Here is a 20,563-nt window from a genome sequence, read left to right as displayed (position 1 = left end):
TGCCGCTTCTCCCAAACCAACGTTTATGAAAATACAGAAATAACGAGCAAATGGCATCATTCCTGCTTTTGTCAGGGAGATCTACCATGCTTATTGGCTATGTACGTGTGTCAACAAATGACCAGAACACAGATCTACAACGTAATGCGCTGAACTGTGCAGGATGCGAGCTGATTTTTGAAGACAAGATAAGCGGTACAAAGTCCGAAAGGCCGGGACTGAAAAAACTGCTCAGGACATTATCGGCAGGTGACACTCTGGTTGTCTGGAAGCTGGATCGGCTGGGGCGTAGTATGCGGCATCTGGTCATTCTGGTTGAGGAGTTGCGCGAACGTGGCGTTAATTTTCGCAGCCTGACGGATGCTATTGATACCAGCACACCGATGGGGCGTTTTTTCTTTCATGTGATGGGTGCCCTGGCTGAAATGGAACGAGAACTGATTGTTGAACGAACAAAAGCTGGACTGGAAGCTGCTCGCGCACAGGGACGAATTGGGGGACGTCGTCCCAAACTTACACCAGAACAATGGGCGCAGGCCGGGCGATTAATTGCATCAGGCGTTCCTCGCCAGAAGGTGGCGATCATCTATGATGTTGGTATATCGACACTGTATAAGAAGTTTCCGGTCGGAGATAAATGAAACCGTAGCATGTCGTATGCAAGATCGTGCGCGGTTGGCTGGTGAACTTCCGATATTGCAAGTATTGAATTATTTCCAGCCGTTATCGATTTTACGTATTTTTTTGTATGAGAGGATTTGCACCTCCTCCCACCGACCATCTATGACTGTACGCCACTATCTTTAGGACTGCTATGTGCCAGAGGAAGACGTTTATTTTTACATTGGAAAAACGCTTGGATCGGTGAACATAAAGACGAGTTTTCCAGATAGAACGCCTGGTCAGTACTGGCAGACCAGACTGAATTTTATCAGGAAAATTTACGGGAGCCTATGACGCAGAGGATGACACCGAATGTAATCAGTATCATCAGCGGACTAATGGCTTCATGCAGCAGTGTGGCTGACAGACCCAATCCAAAGAAAGGCTGTAATAGCTGTAGCTGACCGACAGCTGCAATCCCGCCAGTAGCCAGTCCCTTATACCAGAATATAAAGCCAATCAGCATGCTGAATAGCGAGACGTAGGCCAGAGCGAACCAGGCCGATGTAGAAATCCCGCCAAAAGTATCGGGTATTGTCATCAATGAGGCCAACACCATAAAAGGCAGGGAAATAATCAGTGCCCAGCTAATGACTTGCCATCCCCCAAGCACTCGGGTCAGTTTTGCGCCTTCTGCATACCCAAGTCCACAAATAACCACAGCGGCAAGCATAAGAAGATCGCCTGTCAGGGAGACTGTATCACTTTGCATGAAGGCAAACCCTATCACCAGTAGGCTACCCAGAACAGAAAAAATCCAGAACGCTATTGTTGGTCGTTCACCACCTCGTAGTACCCCAAAAATCGCTGTACTAAGCGGCAGTAGCCCTAAATAAACGATCGAGTGGGCCGCATCAATATGCTTTAGCGCCATCGCTGTAAGTAAGGGAAAGCCAACAATGACGCCCACAGACACAATAATTAGCGGTGCGAACTGAGCGGCTTGTGGGCGTTTTTCACGAAAGTAATAAACAAGAATCACCGCCAGCGTACCGGCAATGGATGCCCGGAGGAAAGTCAGAAAAAACGGATCCATATCAAGCACGGCAACACGTGTGGCCGGTAGGGAACCACTAAAAATGATGACGCCCAACAGACCGTTGACCCAACCAGATACTGAACTTGCCGCCATTTTATCTGCCACTGAATTCTCCATACCGACCTCACTTTTTGTTGCCTACAGACTTGAGCATTGTGATGGCGATGGTACGCTCAAACATTCGATACAATATAATTATTGTCATGGATACATTCGATGAAAGAGCGCTATAAATCCATCGTAGATATGTTCGCAAAGAAGATACGCAGTGGAGATATTCCTTCCGGCACCCGTTTACCGACACACAGAGCACTCTCTGCGCGGGAACACATTTCGCTGGCGACAGCGACACGAGTTTATAGCGAGCTGGAGGCTATGGGGCTGGTCAGCGGAGAAACGGGAAGGGGGACGTTTGTTCGTGAAATCGCGCTTCCATACGGACATGGAGTCGACCAGCCTGCTGTTGCTACAGATGTGATTGATTTGAACTTTAACTATCCATCGTTACCGGAGCAGGGGGAAATATTGCGTGGCGCTCTCCGACATATATCGACCGTGGGAGATATTGAGTCGCTTCTGCGCTATCAGCCGCATGCAGGCAGAATGACTGAGCGAAAAATTATCGCCGGTTACCTTGCCAGTCCAGAGTTTGAGCCTGAACCAGAGAATGTGATTATTGTGAATGGCGCGCAGCATGGACTTACCGTCACAGTTATGGGGTTATTGCGACCAGGAGATGTGGTGGCCGTCGATGCTCTGACCTATCCCGGCTTTAAAGTACTGGCTGAGTTATACCATCTGGAGATTGTCAGTATTCCAGCATTGGTTGATGGCCCCGATTTATCTGCACTGGAAGCGATATGCCAGAAAAGGGATGTAAGAGCCATCTATACAATGCCTACGTTGCACAATCCTTTGGGCTGGGTGCTTAGCCGTAAGCAGCGAAAAAAAATGGCTGATATTGCCCGAGCTTATGACCTGATCATCATTGAAGATACAGCTTATAGTTTTCTGATCCACAGGCCTCCGCCACCAGTTGCCTTTTATGCGCAGGAACGCACCGTGTACGTTACGGGTTTTTCAAAGAACATCGCGACGGGACTTAGAGTAGGGGCTATAGTTTGTCCTGAAACCTACAGACCAGCTCTGGAAAGAGCTGTGAGAGCAACCGCGTGGAATACGCCCTCAGTGATTACCTCGCTGGTCTGTAACTGGATAAAAGATGGTACTGTTTCCCGGTTTGAAATACTGAAAAGGCGCGATGCGCGCCAGCGCCAGGCTGTATTAAGATCCAACTTGGGCAATCTTCGCTGTGTTACGCATTCGAATTCCTATTTTGCCTGGATCCCTATGCCAGATGAAGCACGAGCTGATAGGGTTGCCAAGAATTTAATGAATTGCAACATTTCTGTCTCAACAGCAGAACCGTTTAGTACATCATTAGTGGTGCCCCAGGCAATCAGGTTAGCCCTAGGTTCCGTGACTACCGATGCCTTATACAAGGCAATTCTTAAAGTTCGGGAAGCGATTGAGTATGAGCAGTATCGCTAACCTGATAGTCCGTTGTTGGAGTATTTGACTTCAAAGAATACAACGTCCGCTTCACGCCCTGAGACATTCACTTCAGTTACGGCAGAAAGGTATGCATGCTGGGTGGGGAAAGTGTGAAGGAAAAGAAGACTGCTGCGCCGTTTGTCGTCACGTTTATCTTCATTGGCTATGCAAGTCGTAATACAAGGTGGGACAAAACTGAGACATATAAGGCCTCGCAATGGATTGCAAGGCTTTACATGTTTTGATGTGGTGGGACGTGTGAGCGCAGTGTTGATGGGGTAATGCTTTGAATTAGAAGCGGATTCTTATAATTCGTAATGCGAAGGTCGTAGGTTCGACTCCTATTATCGGCACCATTTCAAACTCTTCCCAAGTCTATCTAAGTCAATTGACCCCGCACATACTACAGCTCACTGCCCGTTCCTTATCTTCCATTATCAACCGTATTTTCTTTAATGCGTTATCTGGTTACACAGGTAGTCCGCTGGTTGTTTTGGGGGCGAGATTGTTGATTATTACAGGTGTTCGAACCGGAGAGTGGAGAGCGGCGCTCTGGAGCGAATTCAACCTCGATAAAGCGATATGGGAGATCCCTGCGCAACGGATGAAAATGAGGCGACCACATATTGTTCCGCTTTCAATTCAGGCAATTACAATACTCAAAACGCTTCAGATAATGACAGGAAATTATCCTCTAGTGTTTCCTGGTCGTAAGGATCCAAATAAGTGCATGAGTAAAGCGCCGGTGAAATAGCATGGAGCTACTGCCTGTAACTCCCGGAGCGGATACCGGGTTTTATGGTTGATACAATTCATATATCACAACTGACAGGATCATCACGTTCAATACGACGCTGATTGCGAAGTAGGTTCTGAATGGCTGTTTCTGTGTTTTATGTCGAAAGACCTGTTGACCAATAATTGCACCAACCCAACCTCCGACAAAGCCAAACACCAGCAGAGTTGCTTCTGGCACTCTGCGCCAGCCTCTACGTGCAGCCAGCTTATCAGTACCATAAATTACCAGGGTGAGCAGGTTTACGCATGTAACCCACGCAGCAAACGGCTCCGCCAGTAACACACTGCTGGCAGCCGTTAAAAGGAGGAGCAAATAGCAAAAACGATTCAGATTCATGGCGTATTTTAGTCATACCAGGCATGCGCTTGCTATCGTTTTTGTATATCTCCCTAAACGGAATGGACTCAATTTTGGGGATTATGATGTTGTGTAAGTATCCCCATAATCGTGGCTAGTTTTTGTTGACCACTTCAATCCCTTGTATAACAGTTTCGATACGCTCTTTTATTTCCTCAAGTTGTTGCTGACGACCTTCAGGTGTTAATGTCTGATCTTCGTTAACATCCAAAACCCATCGACGAGGAAGCAATGCGCCAAAAACAATATCCATTAGCATTCCAGCGCAATTACCCGTATTTTTAACAGCAATACGCCCTTGAGCTTGCTGAATATCCAGCCATTCGATTAACAGTTCTCTTGAGCGAAGCGTTTTAGTGGCATATAAATAGTCTGAAAGCTCTGGAAAGAGAATTGATTCACGTGTCATTAATTTTAAGAGTGCTTCTCTCTCTTTAGCTTCTTCTTGACTTATATCTAATCGGAATATACGAAACAGAGTTTCATTAATGGGGAGCATCTCGTTTTCCGGTCTTGGGAGATCGAGGAACAGGGCTTTATATTCTTTAATTACTTCAGAAAAAATTTCCTTCTTATTACTGAATACCTCATAAATTGTTCTTTTTGATACTTTTGCCCGACGAGCAATTTCTGTGGTTGAGGTTTGGGCAAAACCAAGCTCAATGAAGGCACTATACGCGCCAATAACTATCGCTTTCTTACGCTCATCAAGCCCCGCACTTTTAGGTCTTCCCCGTCGCACCGGCGTCCTCACTTCGCTCTTGTTCATCAAAACAGTTACTCCTGCATTCATTTTTGGTACTTGACCAGTACCAAAAATGGTATCACTATACCAACAACATAAGCAATGATCATAACATGGTGTATGAAAACAACCAGGTAACATCACTTCATAAAATACAGGTCCTTATTTATGAGTCGATTAAATAATAGTATCTGCCCCATTCGTGATCCCCAGGTTATACGTGTTCTGGAACGCATGAATAATGAACGCAAACATCCCCCGCAGGAACTGTTTCGCGAAGCTCCGGCACTTGATCCTGAAAAATTTTCCAGTTATGGCTTTTCCATAGCCCCAGAACAGGGGGAACTCATCTACTTACTGTGCCGGGCAATGAAAGCCACTCGCGTTGTGGACTTTGCAACTTCTGTAGGTATGTCAGCGCTCTATTTTGCCGCTGCGATGAAAGATAATGGTGGCGGACTGGTGATTGGTTCTGAAATGGTACGGGAAAAGGCTGAAGTCGCGTCTCGAAATCTGGCAGAGGCAGGTCTTACGTCTTTTGTTGATATTCGTGTCGGTGATGCGAGAGAAACGCTGAAAGATCTCGGTGGTCCTGTCGATTTTATTCTTATTGATGGTTTCCCTCTTGCGGATGGCCCAAGCCTCGCTCGTAAGGTTACTGAGATCGTTGCGCCACAGTTACGAGTAGGAGGATATATATTAAATGATAACGCAGAACCGGATTTTTTATCCTATGTTCGTGATCCGCAGAATGGTTTTATTTCTATAACATTGCCGATAAAACGAGGTACAGAGTTAGCACTGAAGATAAGTTAAATACAAGCACGAATGATAAAGTTGAAAAAATATAGTCTTGGTATCATGCTGATATTCATTTAATTTTGGTCAAAAGTAAAGAGGGCATTTATGCCGACGCGCAGAGAGTTTTTAATTAAAAGTATTGCGGGTGCTTTAGTTGTTTCAATGCCTCGCATTGTATTCGCAAACACAAACAACAAGGCAATAAAGGCTACAGCTATTACACAAGTTTTTGGTGACGGAGTTCGACTTATTGCGATAGCTGTAGAATTTGAAAAGCCTATAAATAAGGAAGAACTTTCGTCAACAGAGTTTAGCGTAAAAAATTATCATATCAATAAAGTGTTTATCAGTCAGTCAACAGCTTTGGTTGAGGCAAAATCAGGTAAGTACGCGATTCTTGAACTGGACCACAGCAAACCACAAAATGAATGGCAAGAAACTATAACGGACCCAACAATACAAAAAGCAGCTCCCAAACAAGGGCAAGGTAAACCCTCCTGGGTTGCAGGAGAAAAACTAAACCAAACTATTAGATATAAAGATGCATCTGCAACTGTGATTACACAAAATACCACGCTGGAAACTAACGCCGTTTCAAATCTGGTGGTCGATAGTTTTAGACAAGGTAAATATAAAGACAATGAAAGTGGAAAAATACTAGAATATAATTTCTTTATTCCTGAAGAACAAAATAAAGTATTGCCATTGGTTCTTTTTATGCATGATGCAGGGGCTACCAGTGCACAAATAACAACGACTCTGTTTCAGGGGCTAGGCGCAGTAATTTGGGCAGAACCGGAAGAACAACTGAAACGTCCCTGCTATGTTTTAGCTCCTCAGTATAATGAAATCATTGCTGATGATGACTGGCGTACATCTACGTTGCTTGATACAACAATAAATCTTGTTCAGTCTTTGATGAAAGAATATAAAATAGATCCTGAACGTATTTATGTTACTGGTCAGTCAGGGGGATGTATGCTGGCCATCGCTATGAATATCAAATATCCTGACTTTTTCACAGCGAGTTACCTGGTTGCAGGAAAATGGGATGCGGAACAGGTTGCTCCAATAGCTAAAAACAAATTGTGGTTTATGGCCTCAGAAGATGATGCAGGGGCTTTTCCCAGCTTCAACGCGATTACTGAACGTCTTAAGCAGTTTGGGGGAAAAGTTTCTCGTGCAGCATGGAATGGTCAATGGGACCCTGAACAATATCGATTTGCTGCCGACACATTGTTTGAAGAACAAAGTAATATCCGTTATACCGTTTTTATAAAAGACAGTGTATTTGATGAATACTCTTCGCGAGAAGGTGCCAGCGGGCATCGTAACACATGGCGTATTGCTTACAGCATAGAACCAGTTCGTGAATGGTTATTTAACCAACGCAAACAATAAAGTGTAGGCCAGACTGTCATCAGGTATCGTGTTGGCAGTCATTTTTACCGAGAGACAGAATGAAGGCGTTATTATTTGTAATTCTATTTTTTTCTGCATCTGTATATGCAGATACTCCACCAAAAATGAATTTTGATGAAATAATAACGCGCTCTGCTCAGGGAGATGCAGAAGCGCAAGCCAGATTGGGGGAAGCATACCTGAATGGAAACTACAATCAAACGGTGAATTATACTGAGTCTTTTAAATGGTTGACGAAATCAGCAGCCAGCGGAAACCCCCGCGCGAAACTGGATTTAGGGATTTTATATCTTAATGGATATGGCGTACCGTATGATTATGCAAAAGCCTTAAGCCTTTTTGAGCAAGCTGACCTGGCGGGAGAAATGAAAGCTGCACGTTATCTTGGGATTATTTATGAAAGAGGATTAGGCGTTCCTCAGGATTATAATAAAGCGGCGAAATATTATAAGAAAGGCGATAAAAATAATGATATTACGGCGCAGTATCGTCTGGCTAAACTTTATGAACAAGGTTATGGTGTAAAACGCGATTATCAAAAAGCGATAAACCTTTATCTTAAACATATCAGCAGAATGGATCATATCACTGCTCCCAGTTTTGTGGCTTTAGGTGATATTTATTCTTTGGGATTGGGCGTAGAGAAAAATCCACAACTGGCTAAAAAATGGTATCAAAAAGCGGTTGATGCGGCTCATACACAGCATCAGCAGGTAGCAAGCCATTAATGAGTAAGAAGATACGTTTGCAGGAAAGTTAATGCTGGCGTACTGAATACACCAGCGTTAATCAGGCATGATTATGCAGCCAGCCAGGTGTCGTTGAACCTTCAAACTCAGAGTTAACGCTTTTTCTTGCGCCTCTGAACAGCCTTAAAGCGGGGATTAGATTTGCAAATGGCATATAGCCGTCCTTTTCGCTTCACAATCTGACAGTCTGGATATGTGGGATTCCCGCAGCTAACTGAACGTGCCGGAAGTGAGAGATGTTGTTGGCTATCGTTGGTGACGGCACTATTCATGCTGATTTATGTCACTACCTGCTGATCGGTATGAACGCATTGAGAATGTGGGTGAGCCTTGCTTTACCGGCTGATTATTTATCACGCAGCCAAAGTAACAATTTGGTGAACCAACATGCGCATTGGGTAACTAAAATGCTGACTCAATGCGCAATCTCTTTTAGTGCGGCACAAATACGGTTTCTTTAAACTTCCCTTCGAAACCGTACGAATATCCTTCCCCACTGGCATAACTCTTACAAAGTAGGTGGAGGATACATATTTTAAATATCACCTAAGGGAATTGTTTTTAGATGTAATTAATAGTAATGGAGGAATAAATAAGCATATTCTACAACTGCAACCAAAACAACAATATTAATCAGCTTATTACTGATTTCTTGTATCTTATTCTCTTTCATTGGTATTTCCTCGCTTTAAAAAAGAGCGCACCTCATAAGCGCCTCTTATATAGATAACGAGTTTGGTCAACCAATTTTTTGAACTGTATCACAAATTTGGAAAGATGTATTACATCAATTATTACTAATCGCACACAAGTGATCCATAGTTTACGCTGAGATTGGCCCTGAGGATTACGCTGCTCTCCTTGTATGATCCCCGCATAATTGTGCTATTCACACTTAGAAATGTACCGTGTTTACAATCTGCTGAGACTGCATTTTCGTCGTAAGGACAAGCCATGGAACCGATGCTCATGATAAACAGTCCATGGCACATCATTTACTATTTACTTATAGATTTCAGCAACTCCGTGCAGTTTGTTATTCCCCGTGGTAGACAGGATTTTGAACGACGTTGCTTCTTGCTCATCAGCCTTACGAGAAAGCGCATTCGATAACTCATCAAGCGTCAAGGCATTGCTGGCTGAGATTACACCAATCTTTTCTTTGCCATCTGTATGATTAATTTCTTGCGCTGCAAATGCAACATTCACCGAAATAAAGCCCATGACTAATGTAGTAACAAGTAGTGTTTTCATAACTAATACCTAATCTAAGTTATATGTTTGAAAATGAATTAATATAGGAGAGAACGTCTCTTTCCTGATAATTGTACAGATTAAAGCTGTCATAATACTGACCGCTATATGATAAAATTGTCATATTTTAAAATTAGTTAACCTTGGTGTGCAGATTCAGGTCATTAATAATACATTCAGGTTCTTCACGCACAGGCATATTGTCTATATCCAAAACCCCATCGTTTTTTTGAGGATTATCACTCTGCAGGTTTGCAAACAGAGTGGGCAGATCCTGCTGCGCTTCTCCTCGTTCTGCGACCAGTTCGAATGTTTTATTTTTAGCGGCGTCGTTGCTCAGGGTACTGACCAGATCCACGGGCTGATGACCCATTGCAATAGCGGTATTTACTACATGAATACCGATGCATCCTGTTGCTCCTGCAACGAGTATTTTCATGGTAAACCTCATGATAATTAATCTTTATTTTCGATACATACAGATTATCAATTATCATAATTGTCAGTAATGTGGCTAAAATAATTGTATCTATGAACGCCCTTCATGAGTGCGCTTTGAAAAATGTGGATAAGGATATGATTGCAGTGCGGATTGGACCAGAGATGCGGATGGCCGTGGTGGGGGCACCGGAGTATTTTGCCGCTAACGCCTTACCTGAAACGCCTCACGAGCTACAAAATCATCGCTGCATCAATATGCGTTTGCCAACCGCCGGTGGGCTTTACCACTGGGAGTTCGAGCGAGAAGGGAAACCACTTCGCGTCAAGGTTGAGGGGCAACTGACGTGTAGCCCATTGCCAGTAAGAATTGATGCCGCGTTATCAGGGTTTGGGATCGCTTTCTCTGAAGACATGGTTCAGAAGTATGTAAAGTCAGGCAAGCTTATTCAGGTGTTGCAGGAGTGGTGTCCAACTTTTCCAGGATATTACCTTTACTACCCCAGCCACAAGCAGCATCCGCCAGCTTTTGCGCTGTTGATCGTATTCAGAGTAACGGGTCCACATTTTGTTGTGGACCCGTTTGGGCATTAACGGCCTACGCGTGCCTGGTGCTCAGGCGAGTAACGTTCACCGACGATTTTAATTGTTTCCAGTGCCTCGGTTATCTGCTGCGTATCATTGCGCGAAAGAACAATGTCGACAGCACCCAGGTTTTCTTCCAGCCGGTGTAGTTTAGTGGTGCCAGGGATGGGTACAATCCATGGCTTTTGTGCTAACAGCCATGCCAGTGCGATTTGTGCAGATGTTACCCCTTTCTCCGCGGCCAGTTCACCTAACAAGGTGACCAGTTTTTCATTGGCTTCAATAGCTTGTGCCGCGAAACGCGGTACGGTGCTACGGTAATCATCCTTGCCGAAAGTGGTTCCTGGCTTAATCGACCCCGTCAGGAAACCTTTACCTAGTGGGCTGAAGGGTACAAAACCAATCCCCAGTTCCTCCAGCAACGGCAGAATTTCCTGTTCAGGCTCACGCCACCACATGGAATATTCGCTTTGCAGGGCGGTGACAGGTTGTACCGCATGTGCACGACGAATGGTTTGTGCTCCCGCTTCAGACAGGCCGAAATGTTTGACCTTACCTTCTGCAATTAGGTCTTTCACCGTTCCTGCAACATCTTCAATAGGAACATCCGGATCAACACGGTGTTGATACAGAAGGTCAATGACATCAGTCTTAAGACGGCGTAATGATCCTTCAACGGCTTCACGGATATGCTCCGGGCGGCTGTTTAAAATCTGCTGCTTATTATCATCGCCGAAGGTAAAACCGAATTTAGTGGCAATCACCACACGGTCACGAAACGGTTTTAAGGCTTCGCCGACCACTTCTTCATTCAGATACGGACCATACACTTCGGCGGTATCGAAGAAGGTGACGCCACGTTCAACCGCAGCACGAATAAGTTCGATAGCCTGACGGGTATCGGTCGCCGGGCCGTAGCCGTGGCTTAAGCCCATGCAACCGAGCCCAAGGGCGGAGACTTCGAGTCCGGATTTACCCAGATAACGTTTTTGCATTGAATGAATACCTCTTTTATCGCGGCTTAAACATCAAGTTTGCGGCCAGTCAGCCATTCCACCATTGCGGGATCGCGGTGAGAGAAGAACGCGCTGGTTGCGGTATCCAGGGCGGTAATTTGCAGCATATCTTCAGGGCTGAGTTCAAAATCGAGAATGTTGATGTTCTCTTCCATGCGTTCTTTTCGCACTGATTTTGCCAGTGAAACAATGCCTCGTTGGTAGATCCAGCGCAGAACAACCTGGCCCACGCTTTTGCCATACTTCGCGCCAATTGCCGTCAATACGGGATGCTGGAACAGACCATTTTTCCCTTCCGCAAACGGTGCCCAGGCTTCTGGCTGAATGCCACGACTTTGCATCCACGGAACGGCCTGTAATTGCTGGTTGAAGGGGTTAACTTCAATCTGGTTTACCGCCGGAACGACTTTATTAAAGGCGATAAGGTCAGCCAGTCGGTCAGGATGGAAGTTACTGACGCCAATAGCGCGGATCTTGCCTGCCTGTTGCAGTTCTTCCATGGCGCGCCAGGCACCGTGGACATCACCGTATGGCTGGTGAATCAAATACAGGTCAACGTAATCAAGTTGCAGTCGATTCAGAGAGCGTTCGAACTGGGCTTTGGCCCCTTCGTAACTGGTATCCTGCAACCAGAGTTTGGTGGTGACAAAGAGCTCGTTACGGACGATACCGCTTTGTTTCAGTGCGTTCCCGACCTGGGTTTCATTTTGATAGGAGGCGGCGGTGTCAATCAGTCGATAACCGGTGTTAATAGCGTCAATGACCGCTCTTTCGCATTCGGCGGCATCGGTCATCTGAAATACACCAAAGCCCAGCAGGGGCATTTCAATACCGTTGTTCAGTTTTACTTTTTGCATGGTGTTATCCTTCCGTTATCGTTCATGAGAAGCATAACGTAAAGGGAAGAGCTCGATTAGACGGCAGGATCTGTCAGGGGTTATGAACGAAATTCATAAATCTGTTTGAGTGTTGAGATGAGTCGTGCAAGTTCGATATCCCCGGAATTTACATTCTGATGAAGGAAAATGAATATCCATAAAAAATATATTGGTTTATCCTGGCGTATATACCTACTTCGACGTATTGCCAATCGTGATAAATTAAAGGCAGGTCATTATTATTCACTCTGAATAATGAATTATTCACTGTCCGCAGACTAAGAAATATAACTTAGGTATCTATTTAATGACTTGCACAAAAAGCTAAATTTTCACCCATAAATAAAAATATAATCCCGCGCCCAACCACCTGATGAGTGGCTACAGGCACTGGATATATTAGGTGGCGGTGTACTTTCTTACATAAAGGTATTTCCTTTTCTGCGGAAAAGGAAACCGGGAAATTCCCGGTTTTTCTGACAAGCGGACGCCATTATTTGTGTCTGCCTATGTTCGTTAATTCGTTCATCAGGAAATTATCTCAATGTCACGTTATAAAACAGGTCATAAACAACCACGATTTCGTTATTCAGTTCTGGCCCGCTGCGTGGCGTGGGCAAATATCTCTGTTCAGGTTCTTTTTCCACTTGCAGTCACCTTTACGCCAGTAATGGCGGCACGTGCGCAGAATGCGGTTCAGCCACGGTTGAGCATGGAAAATACTACGGTAACTGCTGATAATAATGTGGAGAAAAATGTCGCGTCGTTTGCCGCAAATGCCGGGACATTTTTGAGTAGTCAGCCAGATAGCGATGCGACACGTAATTTTATTACCGGGATGGCCACCACTAAAGCTACCCAGGAAATCCAGGAGTGGCTCGGGAAATATGGTACTGCGCGCGTTAAACTGAATGTCGATAAAGATTTCTCGCTGAAGGATTCTTCGCTGGAAATGCTTTATCCGATTTATGATACGCCGACAAATATGTTGTTCACTCAGGGGGCAATACATCGTACAGACGATCGTACTCAGTCAAATATTGGCTTCGGCTGGCGTCATTTTTCAGGTAATGAATGGATGGCGGGAGTGAACACCTTTATTGACCATGATTTATCCCGTAGTCATACCCGTATTGGTGTTGGTGCGGAATACTGGCGCGATTATCTGAAACTGAGCGCCAATGGTTATATCCGCGCTTCTGGCTGGAAAAAATCGCCGGATATTGAGGATTATCAGGAACGCCCGGCGAATGGTTGGGATATCCGCGCAGAGGGCTATTTACCTGCCTGGCCGCAGCTTGGCGCAAGCCTGATGTATGAACAGTATTATGGCGATGAAGTCGGGCTGTTTGGTAAAGATAAGCGCCAGAAAGACCCGCATGCTATTTCTGCCGAGGTGACCTATACGCCAGTGCCTCTTCTGACACTGAGCGCCGGGCATAAGCAGGGCAAGAGCGGTGAGAATGACACTCGCTTTGGCCTGGAAGTTAACTACCGAATTGGCGAACCTTTGGCGAAACAACTCGATACGGATAGCATTCGCGAGCGTCGGGTACTGGCAGGCAGCCGCTATGACCTGGTTGAGCGTAATAACAATATCGTTCTTGAGTATCGCAAATCTGAAGTGATCCGTATTGCTCTGCCTGAGCGCATTGAAGGTAAGGGCGGGCAGACGGTTTCCCTGGGGCTTGTGGTGAGCAAAGCAACTCACGGTCTGAAAAATGTTCAATGGGAAGCGCCATCTTTGCTGGCCGCAGGCGGAAAAATTACCGGGCAGGGCAATCAGTGGCAAGTGACGCTCCCGGCTTACCAGGCAGGCAAAAACAATTATTATGCGATTTCTGCGGTTGCCTACGATAACAAAGGCAATGCCTCAAAACGCGTGCAGACAGAGGTGGTCATTACCGGAGCAGGTATGAGTGCCGAGCGCACGGCGTTAACGCTTGACGGTCAGAGCCGTATCCAAATGCTTGCTAACGGTAGTGAGCAAAAGCCACTGGTGCTTTCTCTGCGCGATGCAGAGGGGCAGCCAGTCACGGGTATGAAAGATCAGATCAAGTCTGAGCTGACGTTCAAGCCAGCTGGAAATATTGTGACTCGTACCCTGAAGGCCACTAAATCACAGGCACAGCCAACACTGAGTGAGTTCACCGAAACTGAAGCTGGGGTGTACCAGTCTGTCTTTACTACCGGAACGCAATCAGGTGAGGCAACGATTACGGTTAGCGTTGATGGCATGAGCAAAACCGTCACTGCAGAATTGCGCGCCACGATGATGGATGTGTCGAAGTCTACTCTGAGCGTGAATGAATCTTCAGGAGACGTGGTTGCCGATGGTCAGCAATCCCACACGCTGACGCTGACTGCGGTGGATACTGATGGTAACCCGGTGACGGGAGAGGCCAGCCGCTTGCGATTTGTTCCGCAGGATAGCAATGGTGTCACCATTGGTACCATTTCGGAGGTAAAACCAGGCGTTTACAGCGCTACGGTTTCTTCGACCCGTGCCGGAAACGTTGTTGTGCGTGCCTTTAGCGAGCAGTATCAGTTGGGCTCATTACAACAAACGCTGAAGTTTGTCGCCGGGCCGCTTGATGCAGCACATTCGACCATCGCCCTGAATCCGGATAAACCGGTGGTTGGCGGTACAGTTACGGCAATCTGGTCGGCAAAAGATGCTAATGACAACCCTGTAACTGGCCTCAATCCGGATGCACCGTCATTATCGGGCGCAGCCGCTGCAGGTTCTAAGGCCTCAGGCTGGACGGATAATGGCGACGGGACCTGGACTGCGCAGATTTCTCTCGGTACTACGGCGGGTGAATTAGCGGTAATGCCGAAGCTCAATGGACAGGACGCGGCAGCAAATGCGGCTAAAGTGACCGTGGTGGCTGATGCGTTATCTTCAGGCCAGTCGACAGTCTCTGTGGCAAAAGATCGCGTAAAAGCAGGCGAAAGCACAACCGTGACGCTTATTGCAAAAGATGCGCATGGCAACGCTATCAGCGGCCTTTCCCTGTCGGCAAGCCTGACAGGTGCTGCATCTGAAGGGGCGACGGTATCCAACTGGACCGAGCAAGGCGATGGTTCCTATGTCGCTACGCTGACCACAGGCGGAAAGACAGGTGAGCTTCTCGTTATGCCGCTATTCAACGGTCAGCCAGCAGCTACCGAAGCTGCGCGGTTGACTGTCGTAGCGGGGGATATGTCATCAGCGAACTCTACGCTTGTTGCGGACAATGAGGCTCCGACCGTCAAAGCGACGACGAAACTCACCTTCACCGTGAAGGATGCGTATGGGAACCTTGTCACCGGGTTGAAGCCAGATGCACCGCAGTTTAGTGGTGCCGCCAGCACGGGGTCAGTGCGACCTTCAACAGGAGACTGGACAGAAACAAGTAATGGGGTCTACGTGGCGACCTTGACTCTGGGATCTGCCGCGGGCCAGTTGTCTGTGATGCCGCGAGTGAACGGCCAAAATGCCGTTGCTCAGCCACTGGTGCTGAATGTTGCAGGTGACGCATCTAAGGCAGTGATCAGTGATATGACGGTGAAGGTTGATAACCAAGTGGCTAATGGACAGTCGACTAACCAGGTAACCCTGACCGTTGTGGACAGCTATGGCAACCCATTGCAGGGGCAAGAAGTTACGCTGACTCTGCCGAAAGGTGTGACCAGCAAGACGGGGAATACGGTAACAACCGATGCGGCAGGTAAAGCCGACATTGAGCTGATGTCAACGGTTGCCGGGGAACACAGCATCGCGGCCTCAGTGAATAATACTCAGAAGACGGTTACGGTGAAATTCAAGGCGGATTTCAGTACCGGTCAGGCGACCCTGGAGGTTGATGGCAGCACGCCAAAAGTGGCAAACGACAATGATGCCTTTACGCTGACGGCAACGGTTAAGGATCAATACGGCAACCTTCTTCCTGGCGCTGTGGTCGTCTTTAATCTGCCTCGGGGCGTCAAACCGCTTGCAGACGGTAATATCATGGTGAACGCCGACAAGGAGGGTAAAGCGGAACTGAAAGTGGTTTCCGTGACTGCCGGAACGTATGAGGTCACGGCGTCGGCAGGAAATGACAAGCCTTCGGATGCGCAGACTATAACGTTTGTGGCCGATAAGGCTACCGCAACCGTCTCCGGTATTGAGGTGATTGGCAACTATGCACTGGCGGACGGCAATGCCAAACAAACGTATAAAGTTACGGTGACTGATGCCAATAACAACCTGTTGAAAGATAGCGACGTGACGCTGACTGCCAGCCCGGACAATTTAGTTCTGACTCCCAATGGGACGGCGAAAACTAATGAGCAAGGGCAGGCTATTTTCACCGCCACGACTACTGTCGCAGCGAAATATACACTCACGGCGAAAGTGAGTCAGAGCAACGGTCAGGAATCGACGAAAACTGCCGAATCTAAATTCGTCGCGGATGATAAAAACGCGGTGCTCGCCGCATCATCTAATGTAGATTCTCTGGTGGCGGATGGGGTAAAGACTGCAACAATGACGGTTACCCTGTTCTCGGCAAAAAACCCCGTAGGAGGAACTATGTGGGTCGACATTGAGGCTCCGAAAGACGTGACAGAGGCGGATTATAAGTTCCTGCCGTCGAAGGCCGACCATTTCTCGAGCGGGAAAATTACGCGTACATTTAGTACCAAGAAGCCGGGTCTCTATACGTTCACATTCCACGCACTGACGTATGGCGGGTACGAAATGACGCCTGTGAAGGTGACAATTAACGCCGAGGCTGCAGATACTGAAGACGCGGAGGAGAAATAAAAGCGACGATGTAGTAAAAAATAATGGTGTTGACATGTTCAACGCCATTATTCACTGAATACCTGGCCTGATACTGATTAAACAGTAGCAGGCCAGGGTAAAACTCAATAAGACATAGCGACAAACTAAACCGGACGAACGGGGATAAAAATTTCGCAAACAACATCATTGCCATCCTTTTCTACGAAATCTTCATTGTAATAAAATCGCTCAATATCGCTGCCGTTCACTCTGGCTAACCCCCTGGCAGGCAACTCTATCAGATAGATGTTCCGAACCCAGTCAGAGTAATGTTCCCAGTTTCCTTCATAACGGAAAGAGGCATAAAGTCCTCGGGTCGTTGTCCACTCTTTCGGCATGTCAGCATATTCACATACCGTACCAGCAAAGGTTTCAACTGTGAGTAAATCGACCGACTTTGTTGATGGTTTAAACGTTGAGACGAAATAGATATCCGTCTTAAAATCCTTCATACACTTGGCTAAATGATGACGTCGCAATTTGACTTCTTCATCCGGTGATTTATTCGATATTTCAGTATCATACTTAAATGAATTGCCAAAAATACGTGTTTCAGGGAAATGAATTAATGTGCAATCAGTTTTTGTATGTTGGCGTGCTAAAAATGGAGGGAAGATATTTTCCAGATCCCAATAATCACGGAGCCGGTATTCTCGGGGAGAGCATCCGAACAACTTTTTAAATTCGCGACTGAATGACTGCTGTGAATCAAAATGCAAAGATAGTGCAATATCAAGCATAGATTTCGCTGTGAGTCGGACAAGAATAGCTGCCCGGCAAAGTCTTCGTTTGCGAATGTATTCTCCCAGCGGAACATGCATGAAGTTTCTGAACAGGAGCTGGATATTGCGTCTACTGTAGCCAGATTTCTGTGCGATATCTTCGATTGAGATAGGGTTACCGAGATTGCACTCAATCCACTCCAGGAGTTGCTGCAAAATCTTCTGCCTGATCATAACATTCTCCATTTACCCTTCGCCATTTCGTACATTTTTCGTATGACAAAGGCTATTAGTGTATCAAAAACAGAAAGGTCCGAGGCCTGGCGACTGACAGTATCTCAGATTGTTGGCTAATGCTTGTTGTGTATGCCGGAACTTATCCAGCCAACAAAATAGCGCAAATTCAATAAATTGCGATTCTCTGGTCGGCATGATAATCATAGCGCATCAGGCAATTTTGTGCTTGTCATCAATCTCATCGTGTCTGCTTCATTTTTCCCATAATAGAGAGAGTACAGTCCCCTATTATTAATGAAATTTTTACATAAGTGATATCAAAATCCACATACTAATCTGCGGTCATGTTTTAACGTAGACTAATGATTCATATGTAATGGAGGGACTGCTAGTGGAATTTTCCATATTAAGCAACAATCTGAAAATGCCGATGATGGGATTTGGTGTTTTTCAGGTTACCGATAAAGAAGTGTGTAAACAATCAGTGTTGAATGCTATCCGAACCGGTTATCGGCTAATCGACACTGCAGCGGTATATGGTAATGAAGACGCCGTCGGCGAGGCTATTCGTGAAGCCATTTCGGAAGGTTTCTGTACCCGCGAGGAGTTATTTATTACTTCTAAATTGTGGGTGCAGGACATGGTTGATCAGGATACGGCAAAAGCAGGTATTGAAGCGTCATTAAAAAAATCGGGACTTGAATACTTTGATCTCTATTTATTGCACCAGGCAATGCGCGATTATTTCAGTGCATGGCGTGCACTGGAAGAGGCTTATGAAGAGGGCAAACTGAAAGCAATTGGGGTTTCCAATTTCTATCCTCATGTTCTGGCCAACTTTTGTGAAACAGTCAGAATTAAGCCAATGGTCAACCAGGTTGAGTTGCATCCCTATTTTGCCCAACCAGAAGCGCTGGCAACCATGAAATACTACAACGTGCAGCCTGAAGCATGGGCACCATTAGGCGGTGGAAGACATAAACCATTTGAAAACAGCCTGCTTCAGGGTATTGCAAATGCTCACCAAAAATCGATTTCTCAGGTAATTCTACGCTGGAATATTCAACGGGGAGTGGTCGTTATTCCAAAATCGACTCATCAGCAGCGTATTGAAGAGAACTTCGCTATCTGGGATTTTTCCCTGACAGAGAAAGAAATGGCGCAAATAAGCTCACTTGATCTGGGTTATGTTGGCGAATCCGTAAAACATTTTAATCCTGAGTTTGTTCGTGGCTGTCTTGGCGTAAAAATACATAACTAATTAGAGTTATCAGGATACTACCTGACCCGCACTCTGAAAATATAACTTATAGCAGATGTTATTATATATTTTCCGAAGGCGGGATCTCATTATAAAAACACACTGAATCGCTTCAGTAAGATAAAATTACAATTATTAATGGTTGTGTGATTATTGTTAATAATTTCATTTATACTCATTTGGTGGACTGTTTTAACAGATACCAAATGAGTATCTCTAAATGGGTGTTTAAGATAAATTCGATTGGATTCATGACGTTATTATATCGAATGCATGATTCCATGTTGTTAGTGGCGATCATTATAAAAATGTGAGCGACGCCGAAAGAAATAAAATTAGCTATTGCATCCAGGTATCCAATGATGGATTATTGATTTGTCATACAAATCAGTCTGAATTTGTATTCTGCTACCCAATAAAAAAGCCGCCATTTTTATTGATGTCTGATAACCCGGAAGGAGTGGTTGCGATCAGGCATAAATAGAAATGAAGCAATGGAGTATTGGTTGTGAATGTAAATTTCTTTGTTACCTGTATCGGTGATGCCCTGAAATCAAGGATGGCACGTGACTCCGTGCTGCTCCTGGAAAAACTCGGCTGTCGCGTAAATTTTCCTGAGAAACAGGGATGCTGCGGTCAGCCTGCGATCAATAGTGGTTATATCAAAGAAGCGATCCCAGGAATGAAAAATCTGATCGCTGCACTTGAAGATAACGACGATCCCATTATTTCGCCCGCCGGTTCCTGCACTTACGCCGTAAAAAGTTACCCAACATATCTGGCTGACGAACCAGAATGGGCATTACGTGCAGAAAAGGTTGCCGCGCGTATGCAGGATCTCACTTCTTTTATTGTCAATACATTAGGGGTCGTTGATGTAGGCGCCAGCTTGCAAGGGAGGGCGGTATACCATCCATCCTGTAGTCTGGCCCGTAAGTTGGGCGTGAAGGATGAACCACTTACGCTGCTAAAAAATGTACGTGGACTGGAGCTGTTGCCCTTTGCCGAACAGGATACTTGCTGCGGGTTTGGCGGTACGTTCTCGGTCAAAATGGCCGAAATTTCCGGCGAGATGGTGAAAGAAAAGGTTTCACACCTGATGGAGGTCTGTCCTGAGTATTTAATTGGTGCCGACATTAGTTGCTTGCTGAATATAAGTGGGCGATTACAACGGGAAGGGCAGAAAGTCAAAGTGATGCATATTGCTGAAGTGCTGATGAGCCGCTGAGG

At 45.9% G+C, this 20,563-nt stretch carries 18 protein-coding genes and 3 pseudogenes; 11 read left to right on the top strand and 10 right to left on the bottom strand.

Going from position 1 to position 20,563, the window contains the following annotated elements; all coding sequences use genetic code 11:
• The first annotated feature begins 86 nt into the window (after window positions 1–86).
• Window positions 87–641, top strand: coding sequence for a site-specific DNA recombinase (gene pinE / locus FEK42_RS18790; protein ID WP_000904981.1), 555 nt, complete (start codon window positions 87–89; stop codon window positions 639–641).
• Between the two features lie 290 nt (window positions 642–931).
• On the opposite strand, the gene FEK42_RS18785 is transcribed toward pinE, so the two are convergent.
• The gene (locus tag FEK42_RS18785) at window positions 932–1,819 is read right to left on the bottom strand and encodes a DMT family transporter (RefSeq protein WP_001560838.1); all 888 of its coding nucleotides are present in this window, start codon (window positions 1,817–1,819) and stop codon (window positions 932–934) included.
• 99 nt (window positions 1,820–1,918) lie between these two features.
• Here FEK42_RS18785 and FEK42_RS18780 point away from each other — a divergent pair, with 99 nt between their 5' ends.
• Entirely contained in the window at window positions 1,919–3,253 is a 1,335-nt protein-coding gene (locus FEK42_RS18780; RefSeq protein ID WP_001560839.1) for a PLP-dependent aminotransferase family protein, read from the top strand.
• A gap of 378 nt (window positions 3,254–3,631) precedes the next feature.
• Window positions 3,632–4,004 (top strand): annotated as a pseudogene (locus tag FEK42_RS18775) (tyrosine-type recombinase/integrase); the annotation flags it as partial.
• A gap of 48 nt (window positions 4,005–4,052) precedes the next feature.
• Here FEK42_RS18775 and FEK42_RS18770 read toward each other — a convergent pair.
• A complete protein-coding gene (locus tag FEK42_RS18770) occupies window positions 4,053–4,391 on the bottom strand; it encodes a DUF1294 domain-containing protein (RefSeq protein ID WP_130210782.1) in 339 nt (112 codons plus the stop codon).
• Window positions 4,392–4,506: 115 nt separating this feature from the next.
• On the bottom strand, window positions 4,507–5,181 hold the full coding sequence (locus FEK42_RS18765) for a TetR/AcrR family transcriptional regulator (RefSeq protein ID WP_130210784.1): 675 nt from the start codon (window positions 5,179–5,181) through the stop codon (window positions 4,507–4,509).
• Window positions 5,182–5,391: 210 nt separating this feature from the next.
• Here FEK42_RS18765 and FEK42_RS18760 point away from each other — a divergent pair, with 210 nt between their 5' ends.
• The 3 genes from FEK42_RS18760 to FEK42_RS18750 all read left to right on the top strand — a co-directional run bounded on the left by FEK42_RS18760 (window position 5,392) and on the right by FEK42_RS18750 (window position 8,108).
• On the top strand, window positions 5,392–5,973 hold the full coding sequence (locus FEK42_RS18760) for a class I SAM-dependent methyltransferase (RefSeq protein ID WP_240726494.1): 582 nt from the start codon (window positions 5,392–5,394) through the stop codon (window positions 5,971–5,973).
• A 90-nt stretch (window positions 5,974–6,063) separates the two neighbouring features.
• On the top strand, window positions 6,064–7,359 hold the full coding sequence (locus FEK42_RS18755) for a PHB depolymerase family esterase (RefSeq protein WP_135492004.1): 1,296 nt from the start codon (window positions 6,064–6,066) through the stop codon (window positions 7,357–7,359).
• Between the two features lie 59 nt (window positions 7,360–7,418).
• Window positions 7,419–8,108 carry a tetratricopeptide repeat protein gene (locus FEK42_RS18750; protein WP_135492005.1) on the top strand — a complete coding sequence of 230 codons (690 nt, stop codon included), beginning with the start codon at window positions 7,419–7,421 and terminating at the stop codon, window positions 8,106–8,108.
• A gap of 113 nt (window positions 8,109–8,221) precedes the next feature.
• Here the strand turns inward: FEK42_RS18750 and FEK42_RS18745 are convergent.
• A pseudogene (locus tag FEK42_RS18745) lies at window positions 8,222–8,323 on the bottom strand (ribosomal protein bL36); the annotation flags it as partial.
• A 42-nt stretch (window positions 8,324–8,365) separates the two neighbouring features.
• Between FEK42_RS18745 and FEK42_RS22800 the strand changes: the two are divergent.
• Window positions 8,366–8,590 carry a hypothetical protein gene (locus tag FEK42_RS22800; RefSeq protein ID WP_167852386.1) on the top strand — a complete coding sequence of 75 codons (225 nt, stop codon included), beginning with the start codon at window positions 8,366–8,368 and terminating at the stop codon, window positions 8,588–8,590.
• A 110-nt stretch (window positions 8,591–8,700) separates the two neighbouring features.
• Here the strand turns inward: FEK42_RS22800 and ykgR are convergent, their stop codons facing one another.
• The 3 genes from ykgR to FEK42_RS18730 all read right to left on the bottom strand — a co-directional run bounded on the left by ykgR (window position 8,701) and on the right by FEK42_RS18730 (window position 9,822).
• Window positions 8,701–8,802, bottom strand: a complete 102-nt coding sequence (ykgR, locus tag FEK42_RS18740; RefSeq protein ID WP_064530486.1) for a small membrane protein YkgR — start codon at window positions 8,800–8,802, stop codon at window positions 8,701–8,703.
• A gap of 329 nt (window positions 8,803–9,131) precedes the next feature.
• The gene (locus FEK42_RS18735) at window positions 9,132–9,383 is read right to left on the bottom strand and encodes a DUF1471 domain-containing protein (RefSeq protein WP_135492006.1); all 252 of its coding nucleotides are present in this window, start codon (window positions 9,381–9,383) and stop codon (window positions 9,132–9,134) included.
• 133 nt (window positions 9,384–9,516) lie between these two features.
• Window positions 9,517–9,822 carry a hypothetical protein gene (locus FEK42_RS18730; RefSeq protein WP_135492007.1) on the bottom strand — a complete coding sequence of 102 codons (306 nt, stop codon included), beginning with the start codon at window positions 9,820–9,822 and terminating at the stop codon, window positions 9,517–9,519.
• 119 nt (window positions 9,823–9,941) lie between these two features.
• On the opposite strand from FEK42_RS18730, the pseudogene FEK42_RS18725 reads away from it, so the two are divergent.
• A pseudogene (locus FEK42_RS18725) lies at window positions 9,942–10,415 on the top strand (LysR substrate-binding domain-containing protein); the annotation flags it as partial.
• Here the strand turns inward: FEK42_RS18725 and FEK42_RS18720 are convergent.
• Window positions 10,412–11,401 carry an aldo/keto reductase gene (locus tag FEK42_RS18720; RefSeq protein WP_130218362.1) on the bottom strand — a complete coding sequence of 330 codons (990 nt, stop codon included), beginning with the start codon at window positions 11,399–11,401 and terminating at the stop codon, window positions 10,412–10,414. The pseudogene FEK42_RS18725 and the gene FEK42_RS18720 overlap by 4 nt on opposite strands.
• A 26-nt stretch (window positions 11,402–11,427) precedes the next feature.
• Window positions 11,428–12,279, bottom strand: a complete 852-nt coding sequence (locus FEK42_RS18715) for an aldo/keto reductase (protein WP_135492008.1) — start codon at window positions 12,277–12,279, stop codon at window positions 11,428–11,430.
• A gap of 565 nt (window positions 12,280–12,844) precedes the next feature.
• Here FEK42_RS18715 and fdeC point away from each other — a divergent pair.
• Entirely contained in the window at window positions 12,845–17,092 is a 4,248-nt protein-coding gene (gene fdeC / locus FEK42_RS18710) for an inverse autotransporter adhesin FdeC (protein WP_138211918.1), read from the top strand.
• 125 nt (window positions 17,093–17,217) lie between these two features.
• Here fdeC and FEK42_RS18700 read toward each other — a convergent pair whose 3' ends face one another.
• On the bottom strand, window positions 17,218–18,069 hold the full coding sequence (locus FEK42_RS18700) for a helix-turn-helix domain-containing protein (RefSeq protein WP_135492010.1): 852 nt from the start codon (window positions 18,067–18,069) through the stop codon (window positions 17,218–17,220).
• Between the two features lie 394 nt (window positions 18,070–18,463).
• Here FEK42_RS18700 and FEK42_RS18695 point away from each other — a divergent pair, with 394 nt between their 5' ends.
• The gene (locus FEK42_RS18695; RefSeq protein WP_138211917.1) at window positions 18,464–19,333 is read left to right on the top strand and encodes an aldo/keto reductase; all 870 of its coding nucleotides are present in this window, start codon (window positions 18,464–18,466) and stop codon (window positions 19,331–19,333) included.
• A 508-nt stretch (window positions 19,334–19,841) separates the two neighbouring features.
• Window positions 19,842–20,561, top strand: coding sequence for a (Fe-S)-binding protein (locus FEK42_RS18690; protein ID WP_135409559.1), 720 nt, complete (start codon window positions 19,842–19,844; stop codon window positions 20,559–20,561).
• The last annotated feature ends 2 nt before the right edge of the window (window positions 20,562–20,563 follow it).

It is taken from the genome of Escherichia sp. E2748, from assembly GCF_005781125.1.
Classification (GTDB): domain Bacteria; phylum Pseudomonadota; class Gammaproteobacteria; order Enterobacterales; family Enterobacteriaceae; genus Escherichia.
This window is presented reverse-complemented; position numbering and strand designations above follow the sequence as displayed.

Bases quoted from the DNA above. Each gene is read 5' to 3' on its own strand.
- FEK42_RS18720 (WP_130218362.1), bottom strand. From the start codon at position 11,401: ATGCAAAAACGTTATCTGGGTAAATCCGGACTCGAAGTCTCCGCCCTT.
- ykgR (WP_064530486.1), bottom strand. From the start codon at position 8,802: ATGAAAGAGAATAAGATACAAGAAATCAGTAATAAGCTGATTAATATT.
- FEK42_RS18750 (WP_135492005.1), top strand. From the start codon at position 7,419: ATGAAGGCGTTATTATTTGTAATTCTATTTTTTTCTGCATCTGTATAT.
- FEK42_RS22800 (WP_167852386.1), top strand. From the start codon at position 8,366: ATGTTGTTGGCTATCGTTGGTGACGGCACTATTCATGCTGATTTATGT.
- FEK42_RS18735 (WP_135492006.1), bottom strand. From the start codon at position 9,383: ATGAAAACACTACTTGTTACTACATTAGTCATGGGCTTTATTTCGGTG.
- FEK42_RS18785 (WP_001560838.1), bottom strand. From the start codon at position 1,819: ATGGAGAATTCAGTGGCAGATAAAATGGCGGCAAGTTCAGTATCTGGT.
- FEK42_RS18760 (WP_240726494.1), top strand. From the start codon at position 5,392: ATGAATAATGAACGCAAACATCCCCCGCAGGAACTGTTTCGCGAAGCT.
- fdeC (WP_138211918.1), top strand. From the start codon at position 12,845: ATGTCACGTTATAAAACAGGTCATAAACAACCACGATTTCGTTATTCA.
- pinE (WP_000904981.1), top strand. From the start codon at position 87: ATGCTTATTGGCTATGTACGTGTGTCAACAAATGACCAGAACACAGAT.
- FEK42_RS18730 (WP_135492007.1), bottom strand. From the start codon at position 9,822: ATGAAAATACTCGTTGCAGGAGCAACAGGATGCATCGGTATTCATGTA.
- FEK42_RS18755 (WP_135492004.1), top strand. From the start codon at position 6,064: ATGCCGACGCGCAGAGAGTTTTTAATTAAAAGTATTGCGGGTGCTTTA.
- FEK42_RS18765 (WP_130210784.1), bottom strand. From the start codon at position 5,181: ATGAACAAGAGCGAAGTGAGGACGCCGGTGCGACGGGGAAGACCTAAA.
- FEK42_RS18770 (WP_130210782.1), bottom strand. From the start codon at position 4,391: ATGAATCTGAATCGTTTTTGCTATTTGCTCCTCCTTTTAACGGCTGCC.
- FEK42_RS18780 (WP_001560839.1), top strand. From the start codon at position 1,919: ATGAAAGAGCGCTATAAATCCATCGTAGATATGTTCGCAAAGAAGATA.
- FEK42_RS18700 (WP_135492010.1), bottom strand. From the start codon at position 18,069: ATGATCAGGCAGAAGATTTTGCAGCAACTCCTGGAGTGGATTGAGTGC.
- FEK42_RS18715 (WP_135492008.1), bottom strand. From the start codon at position 12,279: ATGCAAAAAGTAAAACTGAACAACGGTATTGAAATGCCCCTGCTGGGC.